The sequence below is a fragment of the Streptomyces typhae genome (assembly GCF_009755605.1).
Taxonomy (GTDB): domain Bacteria; phylum Actinomycetota; class Actinomycetes; order Streptomycetales; family Streptomycetaceae; genus Streptomyces; species Streptomyces typhae.
In genome coordinates, this window is the sequence record NZ_WPNZ01000002.1 from 421,737 (window position 1) to 444,809 (window position 23,073).

Below are 23,073 nucleotides of genomic sequence, written 5' to 3' on the forward strand. Positions count from 1 at the left end.
TACCGGTTCCGGACGCCGCCCCAGGCCCAGGGCCAGTCAAGTCACCGCGTGGGTGCGCTCCTGCTGAACCGCCGCAGCTTCGGCTTGCGTGCCGACGACGCGTTGCTCACCGTGCGGGCGAGCGCAGCGATGTCGTCCGCCTCGAACACCGCCCGGATGGGCACCCCGGCGCCTAGCGTCTTGCCGATGCGGCTGGCGAGACGCGTCGCGAGCAGGGAGTCGCCGCCCAGCTCGAAGAAGTCGTCGCTCATACCGACCCGCTCGACCTTGAGCACCTGCGCGACCAGGTCGCAGAGCTGCTCCTCCTGCGGGGTGCTCGGCGCGACATAGGCGCGGGCCGCGCCCTTGGGCTCGGGCAGTTTCGCCCGGTCCACCTTGCCGTTGACGGTCAGCGGCAGCTCGTCGAGGAGCACGAAGACCGCCGGGACCATGTACTCGGGGAGAGTCCGGGACACGAAGGTGCGCAGCTCCTCGGTGGACACCGTCTTGGCCGCCGAGGACGCCGCGGCCGTTCCCGCGCTCTCCGCCCGGGTCGGGACCACGTACGCCACCAGTTGCTTGCCCTGCTGGCCCGCCGGGTCCTCGTGGGGCACGACCACGGCGTGGGAGACGTCCTCGTGCTGCTCCAGGGCCGTCTGGATCTCGCCGGGTTCGATGCGGAAGCCGCGGATCTTGACCTGGGTGTCGGCGCGGCCCCGGAAGACCAGGCGGCCCTCGGGCGTCCAGGCCACGACGTCGCCGGTGCGGTACATGCGCTCGCCGGGGCCCGCGAACGGGGAGGCGACGAAGCGCTCGGCGGTCAGGGCGTGGCGGCCCTGGTAGCCGCGGGCCAGGCGCTCGCCCGCTATGTACAGCTCGCCGGGGGCGCCGGGCGGCACCGGGCGCAGGGCCGGGTCCAGGACGTACAGGCGGGTGTTGTCCAGGGGGCGGCCGATCGGGACCACCGCGCCGATGTCCCCGGGCTCCGCCATGGGGTGGACGGACGCGGCCATGGTGGCCTCGGTGGGGCCGTAGGCGTCGACGACCTTGATGCCGGGGCAGGCGGCGATGACCCGCTCCACGGCGGCGGGCGGCACCACGTCGCCGCCCGCCCACACCTCGCGGACCCCGGTGAACGCCTCCGGCGCCTCCTCCGCCACGATCTTGAACAGGCCCGCCGCGACCAGGAGCCCGGTGATGCGGTGGTCGGTGATCAGCCGGGACAGGGTGCTGACGTCGAGGCGTCCGGGCGGGGCGACGACCACGGCGCCGCCGTTCAGGAGCGGCACCCACAGTTCGTAGGTGGAGGCGTCGAAGGCCTGCGTGGAGTGCATCAGGACCCGCTCGTGCGCGTTCCCCTCGTAAACGCGGTCGGAGGCGAGACCTGCCACGCCGTGCTGGGTGACGCCGACGCCCTTGGGGGTGCCGGTCGAGCCGGACGTGTACATCACGTACGCGAGCTGCCCGGGGTGGCCGCGCCAGGACGGCGGCAGGCCGGCCGTCGGGGCCGCCGCCAGGTCCGCCACCGTCGCGGGGTCGTCGAGGGTCAGCTGCGGCCTGTCGTGGTCGGGGAGTTCGGCGGCGGTGGCCGTGTCCGTGACGAGGACGACGGGTGCCGTGTCGCGGAGCATGAACTCCAGGCGCTCGGCGGGGTAGTCGGGGTCGATGGGCAGATAGGCACCGCCCGCCTTCAGGGCCGCGAGGACCGTGACGACGTACGCGGTGGAGCGGCGCAGGGCGACGGCGACGACGGAGTCCTGGTGCACGCCGCTGGTGCGCAGGATGCGGGCCAGGCTGTTGGTGCGCTCGTCCAGCTCGCGGTACGTGAGGGACGTGCCGTCGGTGTCGACGACGGCCGGGGCGTCCGGGTCCGCCGTGACGCGCCGCGCGAAGAGGTCGGCGACGGTGGTGTCGGGGCGCGCGTGGTCGGTGGCGTTGAAGCCGGTGAGGACCTGGCGGCGCTCGGCGGCCCCGAGGGCGTCGATGTCGCCGACCCGGGCGTGCGGGTCCTCGGCGAACCGGCTGAGGACCCGTCCGAACCGGTCCGCGAGGGCGTCCGCCGCGTCCTGGTCGAGGACGTGCCGCTGGTAGTGCACGACCAGGCGGAGCTGCGGGCCGTCCGGGTACACGTACACCGTCACCGGGTAGTGCGTGGCGGTGAACGTGCGCATGCCGGTGACGGTGAACCCGGCGGCGGCGCTCGCCTCGGCGATGGCCGCGCGGTCCAGGGGGAACGACTCGAAGCCGATCGCCGAGTCGAACAGGGTCGGCAGGCCCGCGCCGCGCTGGATGTCGGCGAGGCTGTAGTGGTGGTGTTCGAGGAGCCCGGCCTGCCGTCCCTGGAGGGTCGACAGGACCTGCCCCAGGGAGTCGCCCGCCGCGTACTGGACGCGCACCGGCGGGGAGTTGAGGAACATCCCGACGATCGAGTCCACTCCCGCGAGCGTCGGCGGGCGCCCCGACGCGGGCGCGGCGAGCAGCACGTCCTGACGTCCGGTGAGGTAGCCGACGAGGACGCCCCAGGCGCCCTGGACGAGGGTGTTGAGGGTGACGCCGTGCTCGGCGGCACGGCGGGACAGGTCGCGGGCGTGCGCCGCCGACAGCGGGACGTCGGACAGGCCGATGCCGGTGCTCTCCGCGTCGGAGTCGGCGTCGGGGAAGAGCAGGGTGGGCTCCTCCACGCCGTCCAGCTCGTGCTGCCAGGCCTGCGCGGGTTCGCTGGGGTCCTGGCGGGACAGCCACGTCAGGTACTCGCGGTAGCTGCGGGCCCGGGGCAGCGCCGACGCGTCGCCGTCGTTGGCGTACAGGCGCAGCAGGTCCTGGGTGAGCAGGGGCAGGGACCAGCCGTCGAACAGGGCGTGGTGGACGGTCAGGACGAGTTCGTGGCGGTCGGGGGCCAGGGTGAGCAGAGCCATCCGCAGCATCGGGGGGCGGGCCGGGTCGAACAGGTCCTTGAGGTCCTCGGCGAGGTACTCCTCCAGGCGGGCCTCGCGTGCCGCGTCGTTGAGGTCCCGGTAGTCGCGCTGTTGCCAGGGCAGGTCGACGGTGTCCATGACGAGCTGGACGAGTTCGTCGTCGGGGCCCGGCACGAAGGCCGCCCGGAGTGCGGGGTGGCGCTGCACCAGGGCCTGGCAGGCGGCGCGGAGGCGGGCGGGGTCGATGTCGCCGGTGAGGTGGAGGGTGTACTGGCAGAGGTAGGCGTCGAAGCTCGCGCCGGACTCCACGGCCATCATGGAGTGGAAGAGCAGGCCCTTCTGGAGCGGGGACACCGGCCAGATGTCGCCGAGGTCGGGGTAGCGCCGCTGCCATGTGTCGATGTCGGCCTGGGACACCTTGACCAGGGGGACGTCGGAGGGGGTGAGGCCGCCCGCGTCGGGCTGTTCGGCGTGGCGGGCCAGGCCGTGCAGGGCCTGCACCCACAGGTCGGCCAGCTCCCCGGCCTCGGCCTGGGTGAGGATGCCTTCGGGGGCGGTGAACAGGGCGCCGAGACGCGGGCCTTCGGGGGTGTCGGTGACGTGGGCGTTGATGTCCAGCTCGGCGGGGGCGCGCATCCGCGGGTCCTGGCCCGCGTCCAGCTCCGCCAGCTCGGCCACGCGCGTGTCCTGGGTGAAGCCGAGGCCGCGCAGCTCGGCGGGCATGTCCGCACCCGCGGAGAACCGGCCCAGGTAGTTGAAGCCGATCTGCCCCATCGGGTGCGGCGCGAGCACGGCGGCCGTCTCGGTATTGAGGTGGCGCAGGAGGCCGTAGCCGATGCCCTTGTCGGGGACGGTGAGGAGTTGCTCCTTGACGGCCTTGATGACGGCTCCCGCCGCCGCGCCGCCCGCGAAGGCCTCGTCGAGGTCGGCTCCCGCGACGTCGAGACGTACGGGGAAGGCGCTGGTGAACCAGCCCACGGTGCGCGCCAGATCCGCGCCCGGCGCGGCGGCCTCCTCCCGGCCGTGGCCCTCCAGACGGATCAGTGAGGAGGACTCCTCCACACCGCGGCCGGCACGCCACTTGGCGACCGCCATCGCGAGCCCGGCGAGGAGACCGTCGTTGACGCCGCCGCGGAACGCGGCGGGCAGCGTGGTCAGCAGGGTCTCGGTGACGTCGGCGGGCAGCCGCACCCGGGTGTGGGAGAGGGTGGCGACCACGTCCAGGGCCGGGTCGAGGCGGCGGCTGCCGAGGACCGGGTCGGGGCCCTCGACGATGGAGCGCCACAGCTTCAGTTCGGCGGTGCGCTCGGGGCGGGCCGCCTCCTCGACCAGGGCGTGCGCCCACCGGCGTACGGAAGTGCCGACCGGGGCGAGGTCGGGGGTCCGGCCGTCGCGGATCTCGCGCCAGGCGGTGGCCAGGTCCGGCATGAGGATGCGCCAGGACACACCGTCGACGACGACGTGGTGCAGGGTGACGAGGAGGCGCCCGGCCCGCTCGGGGCCTGCGTCGAACCACACGAACTGCGCCATCACGCCGCCCGCCGGGTCCAGGCGCCCGGCCGCGGCGTCGAGTTCGGCGAGGAGCAGGGTGCGCCAGACCTCGGCCCGCTCGCCCTCCGCGGCCCACGACCCCTCGCAGTCGACGTGACGTATCAGGGTGTCGGCGTCGAGGCCGCCGACGGGCTCGACCACGAGGCCCGGACCGCCGAGGGCGCCCGCGTCGTCGGTGTTCCCGGCCTCCACGAGCCGGGCCCGCAGCAGGTCGTGCCGGTCCAGCACCGCGCCGAGCGTGGCCGCGAGCCCCGCCCTGTCGATGCCCTGCGGCAGCTCCAGGACCATCGCCTGCGAGAACCGCTCGAAGCCGGGGCCCCAGTCCCGCACCCAGTGCGTGACGGGCAGATGCGGCAGGAAGCCGACGCCGCCGCCGTCCAGTTCCGTGAGGACGGGCGCGGAGCCGGGGCCCGCCGCCGTCACGACCTCGGCGAGCGCGGCGACCGTGCGGTGCTCGAACACCTCGCGGGCGCTGACCACGACGCCTCGCGCGCGGGCGCGGGTGGCGAGCTGGATGGACTGGATGCTGTCGCCGCCGACGGCGAAGAAGTCGTCGTCGATGCCGACGCGTTCGGCGCCGAGGACCTCGGCGAAGAGCGCGGCGAGGGTCTCCTCGCGCTCGTCGCGCGGCGCCCGGTAGGCCGCGCCGTGGAACTCGGGCTCGGGCAGGGCGGCCCGGTCGACCTTGCCGTTGACGGTCAGCGGCAGCTCGTCGAGCACCACGAACGCGGCGGGGATCATGTACGGGGGCAGCCGCTGCCCGAGGTACGCGCGCAGCTCGGCGGGGCCGACGCCGGTGTCGAGCAGGAAGTGGCCGGTGCCGCCGCCGCGTCCGGCGTCGAAGGTCTCGTCGAGCACGGGCACGGTGTACGCCACCAGCTGCTTGCCGCCGCCCCCGGGCGTCTCGCGCACGTCGACGACGGCGTGCGACACCTGCCGGTGGGTCTCCAGGGCGGCCTCGATCTCGCCGGGCTCGATGCGGAACCCGCGGATCTTCACCTGGGCGTCGGCGCGGCCCCGGAACTCGAGGACGCCGTCCTGCGTGCGCGCCACCACGTCGCCGGTGCGGTACATGCGCTCGCCGGAGCCGTCGAAGGGGCAGGCCACGAACCGCTCGGCGGTCAGGGCGAAGCGGCCCAGGTAGCCGCGGGCGAGACCGGCTCCCGCGAGGTACAGCTCACCGGACTCGCCGGGCGCGACGGGACGCAGCGCGTCATCGAGGACGTGGCCGCGCACCCCGTCCATCGGCGTACCGATCGGAACCGAGTCGGGCACGTCGCCGGCCGCCGTGAGCGGGTGGCAGGTGGCGTACGTGGTGGTCTCGGTGGGCCCGTACACATCGAACACGGTCAGGTCGGGGCAGGCGCGCAGGACGCGGCGGACCGCCTCCGCGGACACCGCGTCGCCGCCGGTCCACAGCTCCCGCAGCCCGCCGAAGGCGCCCGGCTGCTCCTCGGCGATCACCCTGAACAGGCCCGCGGAGGCGAACAGGGCGGTGATCCGGTGCCGGGAGACCAGAGTGGCGATGGAGTCGCCGTCCAGGACTCCGGGCGGGGCCACCACGAGGGTGCCGCCGGACAGCAGGGGCACCCACAGCTCGTACGTCGAGGCGTCGAAGGCCAGCGGCGCGTGCTGGAGGATCCGGCGGTGCGCGCCGCCGCCGAAGCGCCGGTCGGCGACCAGCTCGGTCACGTCCCGCTGGGTGACGGCCACGCCCTTGGGCCGGCCCGTGGAGCCGGAGGTGTAGATCACGTTGGCGAGGTGCTCCGGCAGGCTGCCCGGCCCCGGCACCGGTCCCGCCGGGGCGGCGGCGAGCGCGGCGGCCGTGGTGTCCGCGTCGACGAGGAGGTGGGGCAGGTCGCTGTCCGGCAGCTTCGCCCCGGTGGCGCGGTCGCTCACGACGACGGTGGGCGCGGCGTCCCGCAGCATGAACGCGAGGCGCTGCGCCGGGTACTCGGGGTCCAGGGGCAGATAGGCGCCGCCCGCCTTGAGGACGGCGAGCACCGTCTCCACGTACTCCACCGAGCGGTTCAGGGCCACCGCGACGACCGACTCCCGGACCACCCCCCGGGCCCGCAGCACGTGCGCGAGGCGGTCGGAGCGCTCGTCCAGCTGCCGGTAGGTCGACTCGCCGCCGGCACCGATCACGGCGACGGCGTCCGGTGACGCGGCCGCCTGCTCTGCGAACGAGGCCGCGACGGTCACACCGGGGGTCGGCGCGTGACCGGCGCAGGAGCCACGAAGGTCAGTCACGAAAACTCCAAGGGTAGTCAGGGCGTGCGGGAGCTCCGCACGCCCTGGGCGGGACGTGCGGGGGGTACGGCGATGGGCGCGGCCACTCCGCCGGGAGTTCGGCCGACAAGTCAGATCGGAAGACTCACAAGAAATTCCAAAGAACGCTCCGACGGAAATCCACCGTTGAGTTCACGCGTCGTCATTGAGGTGCGCTCCTGTCGATGTCCGCCGCCATCCGCCTTCGGAGCCGACCGTAACGCGCACGCTCGCCCCGGAAAAGGAAAAGCCTTCCGGCGCACTTCTTTGGCGATGCCATGTTGTTTTCTCCGGTGACCGGCCCTGCTCCGATGGGCGCGGCGTCCCTTCCAGGCCCTCGACCGGTCGGGCGGCCTGTCCCGTTAACAAGACGCTAAAACAAAAGCCCTTTATAACTACAAGTACGGACTTTTCGGAGACTAGGTGTAAGGATCACCCACCCCTTGAGGCCTGCCGAGGTGTATAGGCCGACGGCGCATTTTGGCGCGATCCATCGGGTGGTCTTCACGCCGAAGACGTGTGGTATCAGCCGCCATCGATCCCGTGCCGACCGCAATACAGGCTCTTTGCGTCGCACCTTTCAAGCCTTTGGGCGGCGCCGCACCGTCCGATAAGGACGGGGCTGGAACACGATGCTCCGGCCGAGCTATTCACACGTCCTCAGCACTGCGCCACCGCATTCGGAAGCGAAGATTCCGCGCTATCCGACGACTTTTTCCGCGTATGCCGCGAGGCGCTCCCGCATCTCATCGGGCGGCATTCCCTCCGTCGCCGCCAGCTGCTCCACGAGGTCCGCGCGGACCGCGGCGAGCAGCGCGTGCGCGGCGAATCCGGCGTCGGGCACCGCCGTGTCCCGCAGCGCGTCACACATGACGCCGTGCCACCACCCGTAGTGCTCCGCCGCGTACGGGCTGCCGGCGGAGGTCTCCTCCAGGGCGAGGGCCAGATGGCGGTTGTCGAGCTTGAAGGCGAGAAGGGCGTCCAGGAGCGCGGGCACCCGCTCGCGCCCCGGCACCCCGGGGCCCAGCGGCGGCGGCCCCGACTCCACGGCCGCGCGCACCGCCTCGCTGCGGGCGGCGAAGACCGCGCGGATCAGCCCGTCGCGGTCGCCGAAGCGGCGGAACAGGGTGCCCTTGCCGACACCCGCCGCCGCCGCGATCTGCTCCATGGACACCCCGCGCGGACTGTCGCTGCGCGCGAACAGCTCGTCGGCGGCGGCGAGTACGGCTTCGCGGTTGCGGGCGGCGTCGGCGCGGGCCTTGCGCTCGGGCATGGGTGCACCTTCTCGGGACACGGGGGCGGCGCCTTCCCGAAGGCGCCCTTTACAAAGCGGACCGGCGGTCCGTATCGTCCAACCGGACCGGCAGTCCGCATCGAATCGCATCGTAAAGGACGACACCCACCATGCCCACGCCCGGCACCCCGCCCACCTCCGCCGACCTGTTCCGCAAGGGCATCGACCTGCTGCTCGCCAACGACCTGGAGGGCTGGACCGACCTGTTCGCCGAGGACGGCGTCGCCGAGTTCCCGTTCGCCCCCGACGGCTATCCGCGCCGCATCGAGGGCCGGGACCGCATCGCCGCCTATCTGCGCGGCCTCGGCGACCACATCGAGTACCGCGCCTTCCCCCGCGTCGACATCCACGAGACCACGACCCCGGGGACGATCGTCGTCGAGATGCGCGCCACCGGCCGCGCCGTCGCGACGGACGGCCCCTTCGACATGACGTACGTGGCCGTGGTCACCGCCGCGGACGGCCTCTTCACGCACTACCGCGACTACTGGAACCCGCTCGCCATCCCCGACTCCCTCAAGGAGGCCGTCCGTGCCTGACTCCCCCGCCGTCCTCGTCACCGGCGCCGGCGGCAACACCGGCAGCCGCGTCACCGCCCGGCTCGCCGGCCGCGGTCACGCCGTGCGCGCCGCGAGCCGGGCGGCCACGGCGGCGCACCCGGGCGCCCGCCCGGTCCGCTTCGACTGGTACGACGAGGCGACGCACGCCCCGGCGCTCGACGGAGCGGACCGCGTGTACCTCGTGCCGCCGCCCGGCGACGCGGATCCCGCCGCCGTCATGGTGCCGTTCCTGCGCCGGGCCCGCGCGGCGGGCGTGACCAGGGTGGTGCTGCTCGGCTCGTCCGCCATCGAGCGGGGCGGTCCGGGTGCGGGTCGGGTACATCAGTTCCTCGCCGACGAGGCCCTGTTCGACGAGTGGGCGGTGCTCCGCCCGTCGTGGTTCATGCAGAACTTCACCGCGGACCACGCGCACGCCCGCGCCATCGGCACCTCCGGGATCCTCACGACCGCCACCGGCACGGGCCGCGTCGCCTTCGTCGACGCCGACGACATCGCGGCGGTCGCCGTGCACGCCCTCACGGCCGCCGCCGCGCCCGAGCGGGAACTGGTGATCACCGGTCCCGAGGCGCTGAGCTTCGACGAGGTCGCGGCGACGGTCGCCCGCCTCACCGGCCGCCCGGTCGAGCACCGCCCGGTGACCGCGGAGCGGCTCGCCGCGCACCTCGCGGAACTCGGCGTCCCCGCGGACTTCGCCCGGATCCTCGCGGCTCTCGACACCGCCATCGCCGGGGGCGCCGAGGACCGGGTCACGGACACCGTGGAACGCCTCACCGGCCGCCCGCCCCGCGCCTTCGCGGACTTCTACCGCGCCGCCCGGTCGGGCGCGGACTTCTACCGTGCCGCCCGGTCGGGCTCCACGGTCACCGTGCCGTCCCGGTGATCGAGGACGATCCGCAGCCTCTCCCCCGCCGCCGTCACCCGCACCCGCGCCTGCACGCCCTCCGGCAGCCCTTCGGCCACGGGCTCCACCCCGGCCTCCGCCCGCACCCGGTCGACGAGTTCGCGCAGGGCCCCGGGTTCCGGGCGCACGCCCAGATACCAGGCGGTGCCGCGGCCGTAGGAGTGCCGGGTCACCTCGGGGCCGCCGTCGTCGGACGCGACGACGCTCTCCGCGCCCTCCAGGCGGATCACCTCGGCCCAGGTGCCGTCGGGGCGCGGGTCGAACTCCTCGACGGTCAGACCGAGCACCTCGCGCAGGGGCCCCGGGTAGCCGCCGAGGTGGACCCGGTCGTGCTCGTCGGTGATGCCGGAGAAACAGGAGATCAGGAGGGTGCCACCGGTGTGTACGTAGTCCGTGAGCCGGGCCGCCGTCTGCACGCTCAGCGAGTAGAGGTTCGGCACGACGAGCAGCCGGTAGGGCGTGAGGTCGGCGTCCACGGGCAGCACGTCGCAGGCCACCGACGCGTCGTACAGCGGCTTGTGGTGGTCGAGGGCCGTCCGCAGGTAGTCGAAGGAGGCGCTCGGGTGGGCCTCCGTCTCCAGGGCCCACCAGTTCGGCCAGTCCAGGAGCAGGGCCACGTCCGCGCGGGCGGGCGTCGAGCGCAGCAGCGCGGGGTGCTTCGCCAGCTCGGCGCCCAGCTCCGTCACCTCGCGGAACGTCCGTGTGTCGCGGCCCGCGTGCGGCACCATCGCCGAGTGGAACTTCTCGGCGCCGCCGCGCGACTGGCGCCACTGGAAGAACAGCACCGCGTCCGCGCCGTGCGCCACCGCCTGCCAGCTGTCCAGGCGCATCCGCCCGGCCGGTTTGCGGCCGTTGTGGGCCCGCCAGTTGACGGCGGACGGCGCCTGTTCGAGGAGCAGCCAGGGCTTTCCGCCCTTCAGGCCGCGCATCACGTCGTACGAGAACGCGGTGCGCTGGGCCGCGTCCGGGTCGTGCGGGTCGGGATAGGAGTCGTAGGAGACGACATCCAGGTGCGGGGCCCAGCGGAACAGGTCGAGGGTCTTGGCCACGGGGACGAAGTTCGTGGTCACCGGCGTGTCGGGGGTGATGCGGGCCAGGACGTCCTTCTCCGCCAGATAGCAGGCGAGAAGTTCGTCGGAGGAGAACCGCCAGAAGTCGGCCTGCTGCGCCGGGTTGCCGAAGGAGGGCGCCGCCCGGGGGGTGTGGATCTCCTCCCAGTCGCTGTAGCGCTGCGACCAGAAGGCGGTCGACCAGGCGTCGTTGAGGGCGTCGAGGCTGTCGTACCGCTCGCGCAGCCAGGTGCGGAACGCGGCGGTGGACACCTCGCAGTGGCAGTGGCGCGAGATGTGGCAGCCGTACTCGTTGCCGATGTGCCACAGGGCGAGCGCCGGGTGGTCCGCGTAGCGCCGGGCGAGGCGCTCGGCCAGGCGCACCGCGTGATGGCGGAAGACGGGGCTCGACGGGCACCAGTGCTGGCGGGAGCCGGGGTGCAGCCGGGTGCCGTCGGCCATGACGGGCAGGGTCCCCGGGTGCAGCCGGGCCAGCCAGGGCGGCGGTGACGCGGTCATCGTGGCCAGGCAGACGGCCACGCCCGCGCCCGCGAGGCGGTCCATGTGGGCGTCGAGCCAGGTGAAGTCGTAGGTGCCGGGCGTGGGTTCGGTGGTGGCCCAGGCGAAGATCCCGAGCGTCACCAGGTTCACGCCCGCCGCGCGCATCAGCTCCACGTCCTCGGCGTGCACCTCGGGGCCCCACTGCTCGGGGTTGTAGTCACCGCCGTACCCGGGCGACGCGAGCCGGGCGTAGAACCGGTCCAGCGCGGCAGCCCCGTTCGCGGTCGTCCCGCTCGCGGTCGTCCCGTTCGCCGTCGTCCCGCTCGCGGTCGTCCCGTTCGCCGTCGTCGCGTTCGTCCCGGTCATCCCACACCCCTCGTCTCCTGACCCGCCCGCGCCTCTATGCCGCGGAAGTGGTCGGCCATCGCCCGCTGCGCCGCGCCCACGTCGCCCGCGCGGAGCGCCGTCACTATGTCCCGGTGTCTGCGCACGGTGATGTCGGGCGCCGGATCGCTCGACCAGCCGCGCACGCCCGCGACCCGGTGGAAGACGTTCCAGAACGCGCCGAGCAGCTGCGGCACGAGCGCGTTGCCGAGCGGCCGGTACAGCGCCTCGTGGAACTCCCGGTCCAGGTCGGGGAAGGCCTCGCCGGCCGCCGCGCTCCCCTCCATCCGCGCCACCAGGTCCTCGAGGTCGCTCAGCTCGGGGTCGGTGAGCCGTGCCGCCACCTCCCGGATGAGGCCCTGCTCCAGGACCGCGCGGACCTGGAGGATCTCGGCGAGCGCGTGCGTGTCGTCGGCGATCTTGACCAGGGTGCGGAAGGTGAGGCCGTCGGTGAGGGGGGTCAGCGACGCCTCGCCGACGTAGGTGCCGTAGCCGTGCCGGATCTCCACGATGTCCAGGGCCTGGAGGGCCTTCAGGGCCTCGCGGACGGAGTTGCGGCTGACGCCGAGCTGCTCCATCAGCTCGGCCTCGGTCGGCAGCAGGGCACCGGGGCGCAGCCGCCGGTCCAGGATGAGCTGGGTCACCTCGCGCTGGACCTGACTGCTCACACGCCGTGCACGGATGGGCTCCTGAGGCATGCGCCTCATCGTAGACACGGATGACATCCCACGTCCCACCTCTGGACGAGACTTCTGCGATCCGGCGCCCGGCCGCGGCTTGATTTCTGCGGACACTCCGTCAATTCCGATCCGGGATCAGCGGGTTCCGTTCCGTGCGCGTTCTCTTGACCGACCCCTCCGGCCCTCTTATGGTCGCCACGCCAGCATGACGTAGGACGTGGGATCTCCCACCGGAAGCCCTCATGGAGGCACTGTGAGCCACCTGATCCCCGTGACGCGCGACGGCGGGCCCGGCCCCGACCGGCGGTCCTTCCTGAAGTACACCGGCGCCCTCGGCGCGGCCGCGGGACTCACCGGCACGCTCGCGGCCTGCTCGGGACCGGAGTCCACGAACGAGACCGGTGGCGGCGGCAAGTCCGGCGGCACCCTGACGGCCGTCATCGGTTACGGCAACGACGGCAGTTGGGATCCGACCCAGACGGCGTCGGCGTTCGCGATGGCGGGCAACGAGCACATCTACGAGGCGCTGCTCGGCACGGACCCGATCTCCCGCGACCCCTATCCGCAGCTCGCCACCGCGCTGCCCGCCGACCTGAAGGCGACGACCTGGAAGTTCGAGCTGCGCGCGGGCGCGAAGTGGCACGACGGCAAGCCGGTCACGGCGGACGACGTCGTGTTCGTGTTCGAACGGATCCTCGACCCGGACACCCAGACCCTCGCCAAGGGCTTCTTCGCGAGCTGGCTGAAGGAGGTCAGGAAGGTCGACGCGCGGGGCGTCGAGCTGATCCTCAAGTTCCCCTTCCCCGACGGTGCCGCCCGGCTCACGCTCGCCAAGATCATGCCGAAGCACGTCTACTCCGAGCCGGGCGCGTGGGACGACGCCACCAAGGGCAAGGCGATCGGCTCGGGCCCCTACCGCCAGTCGGCGCACCAGCCGAAGTCGAACACCACCTTCGAGTCCTTCGCCGACTACAACGGTCCGCGTCCGGCCGCCTTCAAGAAGATGAACTGGCTGACGATCGTCGACGCCGCCCCGCGCGTCGCGAAGATCTCCGGCGCGAGCGCGGACGCGGAGATCTCCGACAACATCCCGTACGCCAACATCGACCGGCTGAAGCAGGGCGGCATGACGGTCGAGGGCGGGGCCGGGATGAACAACCTCTTCCTGATGTTCAACACCGCGCACAAGCCGTTCGACGACGTACGGGTGCGGCAGGCGCTGCACTACGCCATCGACCGGGAGAAGATGATCGAGGTCGCTCTGAAGGGGCACGGCAAGGGCGCCTCCTCGTTCCTGAACGAGGGGAACCCCACCTACCGCCCGGCGAAGACCGTCTACGACTACGACCCCAAGAAGGCCAAGGCGCTGCTCAAGGCGGCCGGGGTCGAGGACCTCAAGATCAACATCATGGCGGTCAACGTCAGCTGGATCGTCGACTGCCTGCCCACCATCAAGGCGTCCTGGGACGCGATCGGCGTGGCGACCACGCTCGACCCGCAGGAGACCACGGCCCTGTTCACCAAGATGGACCAGAAGAAGGACTACCAGGTGGTGGCCGCCGCGTCGAACCCCAACCAGTTCGGCGTCGAGGCCGACCTGATCATGCATTACAACTACGGGCCCGACAACCTGTGGATGGGTTACGCCCGCTGGGCGAAGAACGCCCGCGCCAAGGAGTTGTTCCGGCTCATGGACCGGGCGACACGCGAGCCGGACGCGGCGAAGAAGAAGACGATGGTGCAGGACTACATCGACATCGTCGCCGAGGAGGCCGTGCTGTATCCCGTGGTGCACAACGAGCTGATGACGGCGTGGGACGCCAAGCAGCTCACCGGCGTCCGCGCGCAGCCCTACCCCGGCATCAACCTGATCCAGGCGAAGTGGGCCTGAGAGTGGGCCCGACCGGCATGAGGACCCCGTACGCCGTGAGAGAGCCGAGGACCCCGTACGCCATGAGCGACCCTAGGAGCGCCGAGCAGTGACCGCGATCCTGCGCATCCTCGCCCGCCGTATCGCCCTGCTCGTGCCCCTGCTGCTCGGCATCGTGCTCTTCGTGTTCCTCGTGATGCGGTTCTCCGACATCGACCCGGCGTCGGCGTTCTACCAGGGCGCGAACCCCACCCAGGAGCAGCTGCACCAGTTCCGCGAGGACAACGGCCTGCTCGACCCGCTGCCGGTGCGCTACGTCCACTTCGTGGGCGATCTGGTCGGCGGGGACATGGGCATCAGCGTGCTCACCCGGTCCCCGGTGATCGACCAGATCACCACCGCGCTGCCCCTGACGATGCAGCTGACCTTCATGGGCCTCGGCATCGCGGTCCTCCTGTCGCTGCCGCTCGGCGTGCTCGCCGCGATCTACCGGGACCGGCTGCCCGACCAGATCATCCGGGTCGTCTCCCTGACCGGCGTCGCGGCGCCCGGCTTCTGGCTGGCCCTGCTGATGATCCAGTACCTGGCGGTGGACCTCGGCTGGTTCCCGACGGGCGGCTACGTCAACCCCAGCGACTCGTTCACGGGCTGGCTGAAGACGATGACGCTGCCCGCGCTCGCCCTGTCCCTGCCCGTCGCCGCCCAGATGACCCGCATCGTCCGCACGGCCGTGGTCGAGGAACTCGACAAGGACTACGTCCGCACGGCCATCGGCAGCGGCCTGCCCCCGGTGGTGGTCGTCGGCCGCAACGTGCTGCGCAACGCCCTCATCAACCCGCTGACCGTGCTCGGTCTGCGCGTCGGCTATCTGCTCGGCGGCGCCGTCGTCATCGAGACGATCTTCTCGCTGCCCGGCATGGGCAAGCTCATGATCGACGCCGTGAAGAACGGCGACCCGGCCGTCGTCCAGGGCGTCGTCATCACCACGGCCGTCGGCTTCGTCGTGGTGAACCTGGTGATCGACATCCTCTACCTGCTGGTGAACCCGCGATTGAGGGGAACCTCCTGATGCTCCAGTCGCGCAAGAAGCTCACCGAGCGGCTGTCCCTGCCCGGCATCCGGCTGCGCTCCCTGAAGAAGCTCCCGGTCCTGTCCCGTATCGCGCTCGGCGTCGTCGCCGTCGTCGTCCTCGTCGCCGTGTTCGCCCCGCTGCTCGCCCCGCACGACCCGCTCGACCAGCAGACCCTGGTCGACGGCACCGGCCACCCCTCCGCCGAGCACTGGATGGGCCAGGACAGCCTCGGCCGGGACATCCTCAGCCGGCTGATGTACGGGGCGCGCTGGTCCCTCGCCATCGGCCTCGGCGCGACGCTGCTCGCGCTGCTCGTCGGCGCGGTGATCGGCGCGGTCGCCGCGACCTCCCGCAAGGCCGTCGACGAGACCCTGATGCGGGTCCTCGACGTCGTCATGGCGTTTCCCGGCATCGCCCTCGCGGCCGTGCTCGTCGCCGTCTTCGGCGGTGGCATCACCGTCCTGATCTGCGCGATCGCCTTCCTGTTCACCCCGCCGATCGCCCGGGTCGTACGCGCCAACGTGCTCGACCAGTACGGCGAGGACTACGTCGTCGCCGAACGCGTCATCGGCGCCCGCACCCCGCACATCGTCATCAAGCACGTCGCCGTCAACTGCGCCGCCCCGATCCTCGTCTTCTGCACCGTCCAGGTGGCCGAGGCGATCGTCTTCGAGGCGTCCCTGTCGTTCATCGGCGCGGGCGTCCGGCCGCCGGACCCCTCCTGGGGCAGCGTCATCGCCGACGGCAAGAACCTGGTCCTGATCGGCGGCTGGTGGGCGACCGTCTTCCCCGGTCTGCTCATGCTCTTCACCGTCCTCGCCCTGAACGTCCTCTCCGAGGGCGTCTCGGACGCCTGGGCCGCACCGTCCGGGCGCGACGTCACCGGCGCCGCCCGCGGCGACGACCCGGTGGAGGCGCCGGAGCCGGGCAGCGGCCGGGTCCTCGCGCTGCCGGGCCTCACCGAGGCGGCGGCACGCCTGCGCACCCGCGCCCGGCCACTGCCCGCGGGACCGCCCGTGCTCGCCGTGCGCGACCTGGCGATCGGCTTCGACGAACGGCACGCGGGCGTGGACATCGTCGACGGCATCAGCTTCGAGATCCGGCCCGGCGAGGTGCTCGGCCTCGTCGGCGAGTCCGGCTGCGGCAAGTCCCTGACGGCGCTGACCGTGATGGGCCTCGCGCCCAAGGGCGCCCGCGTCCGCGGACAGGTCACCTTCGACGGGCGGGAACTGCTCGGCCTGCCCATGCGGGCCAGGCGCAAGCTGCTCGGCCACGACATGGCGATGATCTACCAGGACGCCCTGTCGTCCCTGAACCCGGCGATGACGGTCCGCGCCCAGCTCAAGCAGGTCGTGCGCCGCGGCGGCCGGCGCAGCCCCGCCGAGCTGCTCTCCCTCGTCGGCCTCGACCCCGACCGCACCCTGCGCAGCTATCCGCACGAGCTGTCCGGCGGCCAGCGCCAGCGCGTCCTGATCGCCATGGCCCTGTCCCGCGACCCCAAGCTGATCGTCGCCGACGAGCCGACCACCGCGCTCGACGTGACCGTGCAGGCCCAGGTCATCCAGCTCCTGCTGCGGCTCCGCGCCGAGCTGGGCTTCGCGCTCGTCCTGGTCTCGCACGACCTGGCCCTGGTCGCCGACGTCACCGACCGCGTCGCCGTGATGTACGGCGGGCAGATCGTGGAGACCGGCGTGACCGCCGACCTGGTCGAGGCCCCCACCCACCACTACACGCGCGGCCTGCTCGGCTCCGTCCTGTCCCTGGAGTCCGCCGCCGAACGCCTCACCCAGATCAAGGGCGTCGTCCCCTCACCGGCGGACTTCCCGGTCGGATGCCGGTTCGCCGACCGGTGCCCGCTGGCGGACGGCCTGTGCCGCACCACGGCACCCGAGCTGCTCGGGGAGCCCGCGCACCGGACGGCGTGTCACCATCCGGCACTCGCGGCGGGGACGGCGGAGGCGGCCGAGAGCGCGGAGCAGCCGCTCCGAGGAAGCGAGGCGGTCCGTGACCGTGGCTGAGACCGTGCCCCCCGGCGACCAGCCGGACCCGGCCCCGGACGACGACGCGACGGCCCTGGTCGCGGTGCGCGACGCGCACGTCGTCCACAAGACCCGCACCGGCGGCCTGTTCTCCCGCGACCGGGTGTACGCCCTCACCGGCGCCGACCTGACCATCGCCGCCGGGGAGACCGTCGGCGTCGTCGGCGAGTCCGGCTGCGGCAAGTCGACCCTCGCCAAGGTCCTCCTCGGCATCCAGCGGCCGACGGCGGGCACCGTCTCGCTGCGCGGCAGGAACCTGTGGGAGATGGGCGCCGCCGAGCGCCGCGCCGCGATCGGCACCGGCACGGCGATGATCTTCCAGGACCCCTCGACGGCCCTCAACCGCCGGCTGCCCGTGCGGCAGATCCTGCGCGACCCCCTCGACGTGCACCGCCGCGGCACCCCCGAACAGCGCACCACCCGGGTACGGGAGCTGATGAGCCTGGTCGGGCTGCCCCCGGTGCTCGCCGACGCGCTGCCCGGACAGCTCTCCGGCGGCCAGCGCCAGCGCGTCGCGATCGCCCGCGCCCTCGCCCTGGAGCCCGACCTCGTGGTGGCCGACGAGCCGACCAGCGCCCTGGACGTCTCCGTCCGCGCCCAGATCCTCAACCTCCTCCTCGACCTGAAGGAGCGCCTCAACCTCTCCCTGGTCTTCGTCTCGCACGACATCCAGACGGTACGCAGGATGAGCGACCGGGTGATCACCATGTACCTGGGCCGCATCGTGGAGGAGTCCCCCGCCGCACACGTCCTCGGCGAGGCCCGGCATCCCTACACCCGGGCGCTGTTCTCCGCGACCCCCGGGCTGCTCGCCCCCATCGACCCGATTCCGCTGGTCGGCCCGGTGCCGTCGGCCACGAGGCCGCCCAGCGGCTGCCCGTTCCGCACCCGGTGCTGGAAGGCGGACGAGGTGTGCGCGACGGCCATGCCGGACGTCGAGGAGGCGGGCCCCGCACACCGCTACCGGTGCCACCACCCCGTACTGGCCGGCGAGTCCACCCAGGACCTCGTCAGCCAGTCGTCCGCAGCGACGGCCGCCGCCACGGCCACCGCCACGGCCACGGCCACGTCCGAGGCCACGTCCAAGGAGACTCCATGACCGCCCACCCGTCTCCCGCCACCACCCCTTCGACACCGCGCTCCGCGCCCGGCCTGCCGACCCCGTTGACCGGTGTCGTCCCGCCCGTGTGCACCCCCCTGACCCCGGACGACGAAGTGGACGTGGCGTCACTCGAACGCCTCGTCGACCATCTGGTCGGCGCCGGCGTCGACGCCCTCTTCGTGCTCGGCTCGTCGTCGGAGGCCGCGTATCTGCCCGACCGGCACCGCGAGACCGTGCTCACGACCGTCGTCCGGCACGTGGGCGGACAGCTGCCCGTCCTCGCCGGTGCCATCGACATGGCAAGCCTGCGCGTCCTCGACCACGTACGGACCGCCGCCGACGCCGGTGCCGACGGCGTCGTGGTGACCGCGCCGTTCTACACCCGCACCCACCCCGCCGAGATCGCCCGCCACTACCGCCTCGTCGCCGACCGCGGTCAGCTGCCCGTCTTCGCCTACGACCTGCCGGTCTCAGTGCACTCCAAGCTCGACGCCGACCTCGTCCTCGAACTCGCCGCCGACGGTGTCCTCGCCGGACTCAAGGACTCCAGCGGCGACGACGGAGGCCTGCGCCGGGTGGTCCTCGGCGCCCGCGCCCGCACCGACACGCCCGGCTTCGCCGTGCTCACCGGCTCCGAACTCACCGTCGACTCCGCCCTCGCCATGGGCGCCGACGGCGTCGTGCCCGGCCTCGGCAACGTCGATCCGCACGGGTACGTCCGGCTCTTCCGGTACGCCCGGGACGGGGACCCGGAGCGGGCCCGCGCGGAGCAGGAACGGTTGTGCGCCCTGTTCGGCATGACGGGCGTCGGCGACCCCCTGCGCATGGGCGCCAGCTCCTCCGGCCTCGGCGCGTTCAAGGCCGCCCTGCATCTGCGCGGCATCATCGACTGTCCCCGCACGGCGGCCCCGCAGGTTCCGCTGTCCGCGGAGGAGACGGAGCGGGTGGGGAAGTTCCTGGCGGCGGCGGGGTTGCTGTAGGCCGTCGCACCGGTCCTGGGGCTCCGCCCCAGACCCCGTACCGGCGCTCCGCGCCTCGTCCTCACACGCCGGACGGGCTGCATACGTGCGGGGTCCGGGGCGCCCCGCGCAGGCCTACACCGCCACCTTGCGCCACTCGATCCGCTCATACGTCCCCGCCGCCCCCGTCTCGTAGAGAACCCCCACAAGACCCGCCCCCGCCTCCACCAGGTCCGAGTACCCGGCGCGGTCCTGGGACAGGGTCACCGCCCGGCTGAAGCTCACCCCGCCGTCGCGGCTGCGCCACAGGGACATGGCCTGCCGGGCGGTGGGGACGGAGGGGCCGGAGAAGAGCAGGGCGCCGCGCGGCCCACTCTGCTGGAGCACGCCGGCGGCCACGACGGGCACGTCGTCGAGGGTCGGCTGGACGGCGAACGGCCGGTCGAGGGTGCGGCCGCCGTCACTGGAGTGGCTGTCGAGCCGGTTGCCGACGGCGACACCGTGCTGGTCGCGCGCGTTGACGTAGAGGCGCCCGTCCGGAAGCTGCGCCGCGCTGGACTCGTTGGCGTTGTGCACCCCGTCGTAGGTGTCGTCCACGAACCCGATGTGCCAGGTGTGCCCGTGGTCGTCGCTGTAGAGGACGTGCCCGCCGTAGTACTTGGGCTCCTGCCCGTTGTCGGTCGAGCCCGCGGCGGGCGCGGCCGAGTGGTTGGCGGGCACGACGAGCCGCCCCGCGTGCCGTCCCCGGGTGAGCGCGACGGCGTGCCCGGGGCCCGTCGCGTACCACCGCCACCGGGGCCGCTTCACGTCGGCGGTGATCTCGCGCGGCACCGAGAACGACCGCCCGTCGTCCCCGCTGCGCTGCACGAAGACCCGGCGGCCCTGGGCGGCGGTGACCTCGCCCCGCATGATCTGGCCCTCGGTGACGGCGCCGCTGTTGTACGACGTGACGAGCACGATCTGTCCCGTACGGGGGTCGACGACGGGCGCGGGGTTGCCGCGGGTGTCGCCCCGCCCCGCGGCGACCACGGTGAGCGGCCCCCAGGTGCAGCCGCCGTCGGTGGAGCGCCGCAGCACGACGTCGATGCTGCCGGTGTCGGAGGCGCTGGAACGGCGCCCCTCGGCGAAGGCGAGCAGCGTGCCCCGGCCGGAGCGGACGACGGCGGGGATGCGGAAGGTGTCGTAGCCGTGGGTGCGGGCGGTGTACGGGACGGAGCGGGAGCAGGCGGGGAGGTCGGCGCCCCCTGCGGGCGGGGCCGCCGGGGCGGGCAGGGGCGCGGGAGAGGGCAGGGGCGCGGGCAGGGGCGCGGGCGCGGGCAGGGCTGCCGGGGCCGTGGGCGCCGCGGGGGCGGTGGGTGCCGGGGGTGCCGCGGGGGCGGTGGGGGCCGGGGGTGCCGGCGGGGCCGACGCCGCCGCCGGGGCGGTGAAAGCCGTGAGCGTGGTGAATCCCGCCGCGAGCGCCGCCGCGCAGGCGGTCAGGCAGGGGTGCGTACGGCGGGGGCGCACTCGGCGGGAGCCGGGGGCCTGGGGGCGTCTGCCGTGGAGCGTGTGGCTCGTGTGGCGGATACGGCTCGTACGGCTCATTCGGCTCCTCGCGGCGGGACGTAGGACGTAGGACGTCCGGCGTGAAGCTAATGCGCCTCGGGTGGTACGACAATACCCCTGCGTACCGACAGAGTTGACGATGTGTTGACGCACGAGAGTGACGGCCGCGTGTTCACAGGGGTCGAGGAGGGCTTCCCCGGGCCCGCACCGCGCCGGACCCGGCCTCACCCGTCCGGCGCCGTCCCCGGCCGCACCAGACCCGACTCGTACCCGAGGATCACCAGCTGGGCGCGGTCACGGGCGCCCAGCTTCCCCATGATGCGGCTGACGTGGGTCTTCGACGTGAGTGGGCTCAGGCCGAGGGCGTCGGCCACCTCGGTGTTGTTCAGACCGCGGGCCACCAGGGTGAGGACCTGGCGTTCGCGCTCGGAGAGGCAGCCGAGGCCCCCGGGCACGGGCGCCTCGGACTCCGGTGTGCGCGGCTGGCGCAGCACGCGGGCGATGAGGCGGGCGGTGGGGCCCGGCGACAGGAGGGACTCGCCGGCGGCGACGGTGCGGATCGCGTCGAGCAGCTCGGCGGGCTTGGTGTCCTTCACCAGGAAGCCGGAGGCCCCGGCACGCAGCGCCTCGACGACGTGCTCGTCCGTGTCGTACGTGGTGAGCATCAGGACCTTCACGCCCGCGAGGTCCTCGTCGGCGGCGATGAGGCGGGTGGCCTCGATGCCGTCGAGGTCGGGCATGCGGACGTCCATGACGACGAGGTCGGCCCGCGCGGCGCGGGTCAGGTCGACGGCCTCGCGCCCGGTCCCCGCCTGCCCGACCACCGCCATGTCCGGCGCGGACTCCACGAGCATGGCGAAGGCGGCCCGTACCAGCGCCTGGTCGTCGGCGAGCAGCACCCGGATCGTCCGGTCGGCCCGATTCACCCGGTCCATTCAGTTCCCCCGGCCCGTTCGGCCATGCGGTTCCCCCGGTCCGTTCGGGCCCATGCGGTTCCCCTGGTCCCTCCGGTCCACCCGCTTCACCGGTCGCCTCCCAACGGGAGCACCGCGCGGACCTCGAAGCCCCGGCCCGGCCGCGGCTCCGCCACCAGCGTGCCGCCGACGCTGCGCGCCCGCTCCCGCATCCCGACGAGTCCGAAACCGGGGGCGTCGGGCCCCGGGGGTGCCGTCGCCCCGGTGTCCCCGCCGTCGTCGGTGACCGTCACGCGCAGCTCCCCGTCCTGTTCCCGTATCCCCACCCGCACACCCGGGTGCGGGCCGCCGTGCCGTACGGCGTTGGTGAGTGCCTCCTGCACGATGCGGTACGCCGCGGCGCCGACGGCGGGCCGCACCGCCGGGTCCGGGGGGTGCACCGCGAGTTCCACCTCGGCGCCGGCGGTGCGGGCCGCGGCGGCCAGGTCGCCGATGCCGCCGAGGCCGGGCAGGGGGCCGCGGGACTCGTCGGGGCCCGCGGACCCGGCGGGCCCCTCCGGGTCCTCGGGGCCCGAGGCCCGCAGGACCTCCAGGGTCGCCCGCAGCTCGCCGCGGGCGCTGCGGCAGGTGTCCGCGATGTCGTCGAGGGCGCCCGCGACGGCGGTGCGGTCCAGGCGCTCGGGGTCGGCGGCGAGGACGTGCGCGGCCACCGACGTCTGCACGCCGATCAGCGTGATGCTGTGCGCGAGCAGGTCGTGCAGGTCGCGGGCGACCCGCAGGCGCTCCTCGGCGACGCGCCGCCTCGCCTCCTCCTCGCGGGTGCGTTCGGCCCGCTCGGCGCGTTCCAGGGCGGAGGCGACGTACTGGCGGTGGACCCGTACATAGGTGCCGAAGAGCAGCACGGCGACGATCCAGCCGGAGATGCGCAGGACCTCCGCGACCTGTTTGGGGCCGACGTGTGCGTTGGCGATCAGGGTGAGGGCGACGACGCCGACGCCGGTCAGGAGCGTGCGGCGGGGGCGCCCGGTGACGGCGACGGTGTAGAGGGCGAGCATGCCGATGGGTACCGCGGCGACGTGCGTGTAGTCCACGGCGTGGTACGGCGCGACGAACGCGACCGTGGCGAGGAGCACCGGCATCGGGCGGCTGCGGCGCCACACGGCCGGTACGTGGGCGCCGAGTAGCAGCGTCCAGCCGAGCGCGTCCAGGTCCCGGCCGTCCCCCGCGACCAGGCCGAGCACCACGGCGACGGCGGTGACGAGCGCGGCGAGCAGGGCGTCGTCGCGCAGGGCGCGGCGGGTGCCGGGCACGGCCCCGGTGAGCGGCCAGAGGCGGCGGGCGCCCGCGGGCGTCGGCTGCGGCACGTCGTCGGCTCCCCCTTCCGGCCCGCCGGGCATCCGGGCCGCGGCCCCGGCGGCCCCGGCACGTCGGTGCTCGTCCATGCGATCAGCCCCATCTTCGGGTACGACGGTGCCCCTCCGACAGGG

At 73.4% G+C, this 23,073-nt stretch carries 14 protein-coding genes; 7 read left to right on the forward strand and 7 right to left on the reverse strand.

Annotation, left to right across the window (positions count from 1 at the left end; all coding sequences use genetic code 11):
- Positions 1-41: 41 nt before the first annotated feature.
- Both GPA10_RS06115 and GPA10_RS06120 read right to left on the reverse strand, forming a co-directional pair.
- On the reverse strand, positions 42-6,698 hold the full coding sequence (locus tag GPA10_RS06115; RefSeq protein ID WP_157164544.1) for a non-ribosomal peptide synthetase: 6,657 nt from the start codon (positions 6,696-6,698) through the stop codon (positions 42-44).
- A gap of 718 nt (positions 6,699-7,416) precedes the next feature.
- Positions 7,417-7,989, reverse strand: coding sequence for a TetR/AcrR family transcriptional regulator (locus GPA10_RS06120; protein ID WP_157164545.1), 573 nt, complete (start codon positions 7,987-7,989; stop codon positions 7,417-7,419).
- A 131-nt stretch (positions 7,990-8,120) separates the two neighbouring features.
- Here GPA10_RS06120 and GPA10_RS06125 point away from each other — a divergent pair, with 131 nt between their 5' ends.
- A complete protein-coding gene (locus tag GPA10_RS06125) occupies positions 8,121-8,549 on the forward strand; it encodes a nuclear transport factor 2 family protein (protein WP_157164546.1) in 429 nt (142 codons plus the stop codon).
- Positions 8,542-9,450, forward strand: a complete 909-nt coding sequence (locus tag GPA10_RS06130; RefSeq protein WP_343040399.1) for an NAD(P)H-binding protein — start codon at positions 8,542-8,544, stop codon at positions 9,448-9,450. Before GPA10_RS06125 ends, GPA10_RS06130 begins: the two co-directional genes overlap by 8 nt.
- On the opposite strand, the gene GPA10_RS06135 is transcribed toward GPA10_RS06130, so the two are convergent.
- Together GPA10_RS06135 and GPA10_RS06140 are read right to left on the reverse strand one after the other, a co-directional pair.
- Positions 9,402-11,387, reverse strand: a complete 1,986-nt coding sequence (locus GPA10_RS06135) for a beta-galactosidase (protein WP_157164547.1) — start codon at positions 11,385-11,387, stop codon at positions 9,402-9,404. The genes GPA10_RS06130 and GPA10_RS06135 overlap by 49 nt on opposite strands.
- Complete coding sequence (locus tag GPA10_RS06140) at positions 11,384-12,112, reverse strand: FadR/GntR family transcriptional regulator (RefSeq protein WP_058845651.1); 729 nt, start codon at positions 12,110-12,112, stop codon at positions 11,384-11,386. The genes GPA10_RS06135 and GPA10_RS06140 overlap by 4 nt, the downstream gene beginning before the upstream one ends.
- A gap of 235 nt (positions 12,113-12,347) precedes the next feature.
- Here GPA10_RS06140 and GPA10_RS06145 point away from each other — a divergent pair, with 235 nt between their 5' ends.
- From GPA10_RS06145 to GPA10_RS06165, 5 genes are all read left to right on the forward strand, one after another.
- A complete protein-coding gene (locus GPA10_RS06145) occupies positions 12,348-13,976 on the forward strand; it encodes an ABC transporter substrate-binding protein (protein ID WP_157164669.1) in 1,629 nt (542 codons plus the stop codon).
- Positions 13,977-14,064: 88 nt separating this feature from the next.
- The gene (locus GPA10_RS06150; RefSeq protein ID WP_058845652.1) at positions 14,065-15,024 is read left to right on the forward strand and encodes an ABC transporter permease; all 960 of its coding nucleotides are present in this window, start codon (positions 14,065-14,067) and stop codon (positions 15,022-15,024) included.
- On the forward strand, positions 15,024-17,045 hold the full coding sequence (locus tag GPA10_RS06155) for a dipeptide/oligopeptide/nickel ABC transporter permease/ATP-binding protein (protein WP_157164548.1): 2,022 nt from the start codon (positions 15,024-15,026) through the stop codon (positions 17,043-17,045). Before GPA10_RS06150 ends, GPA10_RS06155 begins: the two co-directional genes overlap by 1 nt.
- 55 nt (positions 17,046-17,100) lie before the next feature.
- On the forward strand, positions 17,101-18,165 hold the full coding sequence (locus GPA10_RS06160; RefSeq protein WP_157164671.1) for an oligopeptide/dipeptide ABC transporter ATP-binding protein: 1,065 nt from the start codon (positions 17,101-17,103) through the stop codon (positions 18,163-18,165).
- The gene (locus GPA10_RS06165) at positions 18,162-19,148 is read left to right on the forward strand and encodes a dihydrodipicolinate synthase family protein (protein WP_058845654.1); all 987 of its coding nucleotides are present in this window, start codon (positions 18,162-18,164) and stop codon (positions 19,146-19,148) included. Before GPA10_RS06160 ends, GPA10_RS06165 begins: the two co-directional genes overlap by 4 nt.
- 114 nt (positions 19,149-19,262) lie before the next feature.
- Here GPA10_RS06165 and GPA10_RS06170 read toward each other — a convergent pair whose 3' ends face one another.
- The 3 genes from GPA10_RS06170 to GPA10_RS06180 all read right to left on the reverse strand — a co-directional run bounded on the left by GPA10_RS06170 (position 19,263) and on the right by GPA10_RS06180 (position 23,028).
- Positions 19,263-20,711 (reverse strand): sialidase family protein, encoded by a 1,449-nt coding sequence (locus GPA10_RS06170; RefSeq protein WP_246258797.1) that lies wholly within the window; start codon positions 20,709-20,711, stop codon positions 19,263-19,265.
- 185 nt (positions 20,712-20,896) lie between these two features.
- Complete coding sequence (locus tag GPA10_RS06175) at positions 20,897-21,607, reverse strand: response regulator transcription factor (RefSeq protein WP_157164549.1); 711 nt, start codon at positions 21,605-21,607, stop codon at positions 20,897-20,899.
- A gap of 86 nt (positions 21,608-21,693) precedes the next feature.
- Positions 21,694-23,028: a sensor histidine kinase gene (locus GPA10_RS06180; RefSeq protein ID WP_157164550.1), complete on the reverse strand. Its 1,335-nt coding sequence runs from the start codon at positions 23,026-23,028 to the stop codon at positions 21,694-21,696.
- Positions 23,029-23,073 lie beyond the last annotated feature (45 nt).

Excerpts from the sequence above, each read along its gene's own strand:
- GPA10_RS06175 (WP_157164549.1), bottom strand. The coding sequence starts at position 21,607 with ATGGACCGGGTGAATCGGGCCGACCGGACGATCCGGGTGCTGCTCGCC.
- GPA10_RS06125 (WP_157164546.1), top strand. The coding sequence starts at position 8,121 with ATGCCCACGCCCGGCACCCCGCCCACCTCCGCCGACCTGTTCCGCAAG.
- GPA10_RS06135 (WP_157164547.1), bottom strand. The coding sequence starts at position 11,387 with ATGACCGGGACGAACGCGACGACGGCGAACGGGACGACCGCGAGCGGG.
- GPA10_RS06170 (WP_246258797.1), bottom strand. The coding sequence starts at position 20,711 with ATGAGCCGTACGAGCCGTATCCGCCACACGAGCCACACGCTCCACGGC.
- GPA10_RS06120 (WP_157164545.1), bottom strand. The coding sequence starts at position 7,989 with ATGCCCGAGCGCAAGGCCCGCGCCGACGCCGCCCGCAACCGCGAAGCC.
- GPA10_RS06165 (WP_058845654.1), top strand. The coding sequence starts at position 18,162 with ATGACCGCCCACCCGTCTCCCGCCACCACCCCTTCGACACCGCGCTCC.
- GPA10_RS06155 (WP_157164548.1), top strand. The coding sequence starts at position 15,024 with ATGCTCCAGTCGCGCAAGAAGCTCACCGAGCGGCTGTCCCTGCCCGGC.
- GPA10_RS06140 (WP_058845651.1), bottom strand. The coding sequence starts at position 12,112 with ATGAGGCGCATGCCTCAGGAGCCCATCCGTGCACGGCGTGTGAGCAGT.
- GPA10_RS06180 (WP_157164550.1), bottom strand. The coding sequence starts at position 23,028 with ATGGACGAGCACCGACGTGCCGGGGCCGCCGGGGCCGCGGCCCGGATG.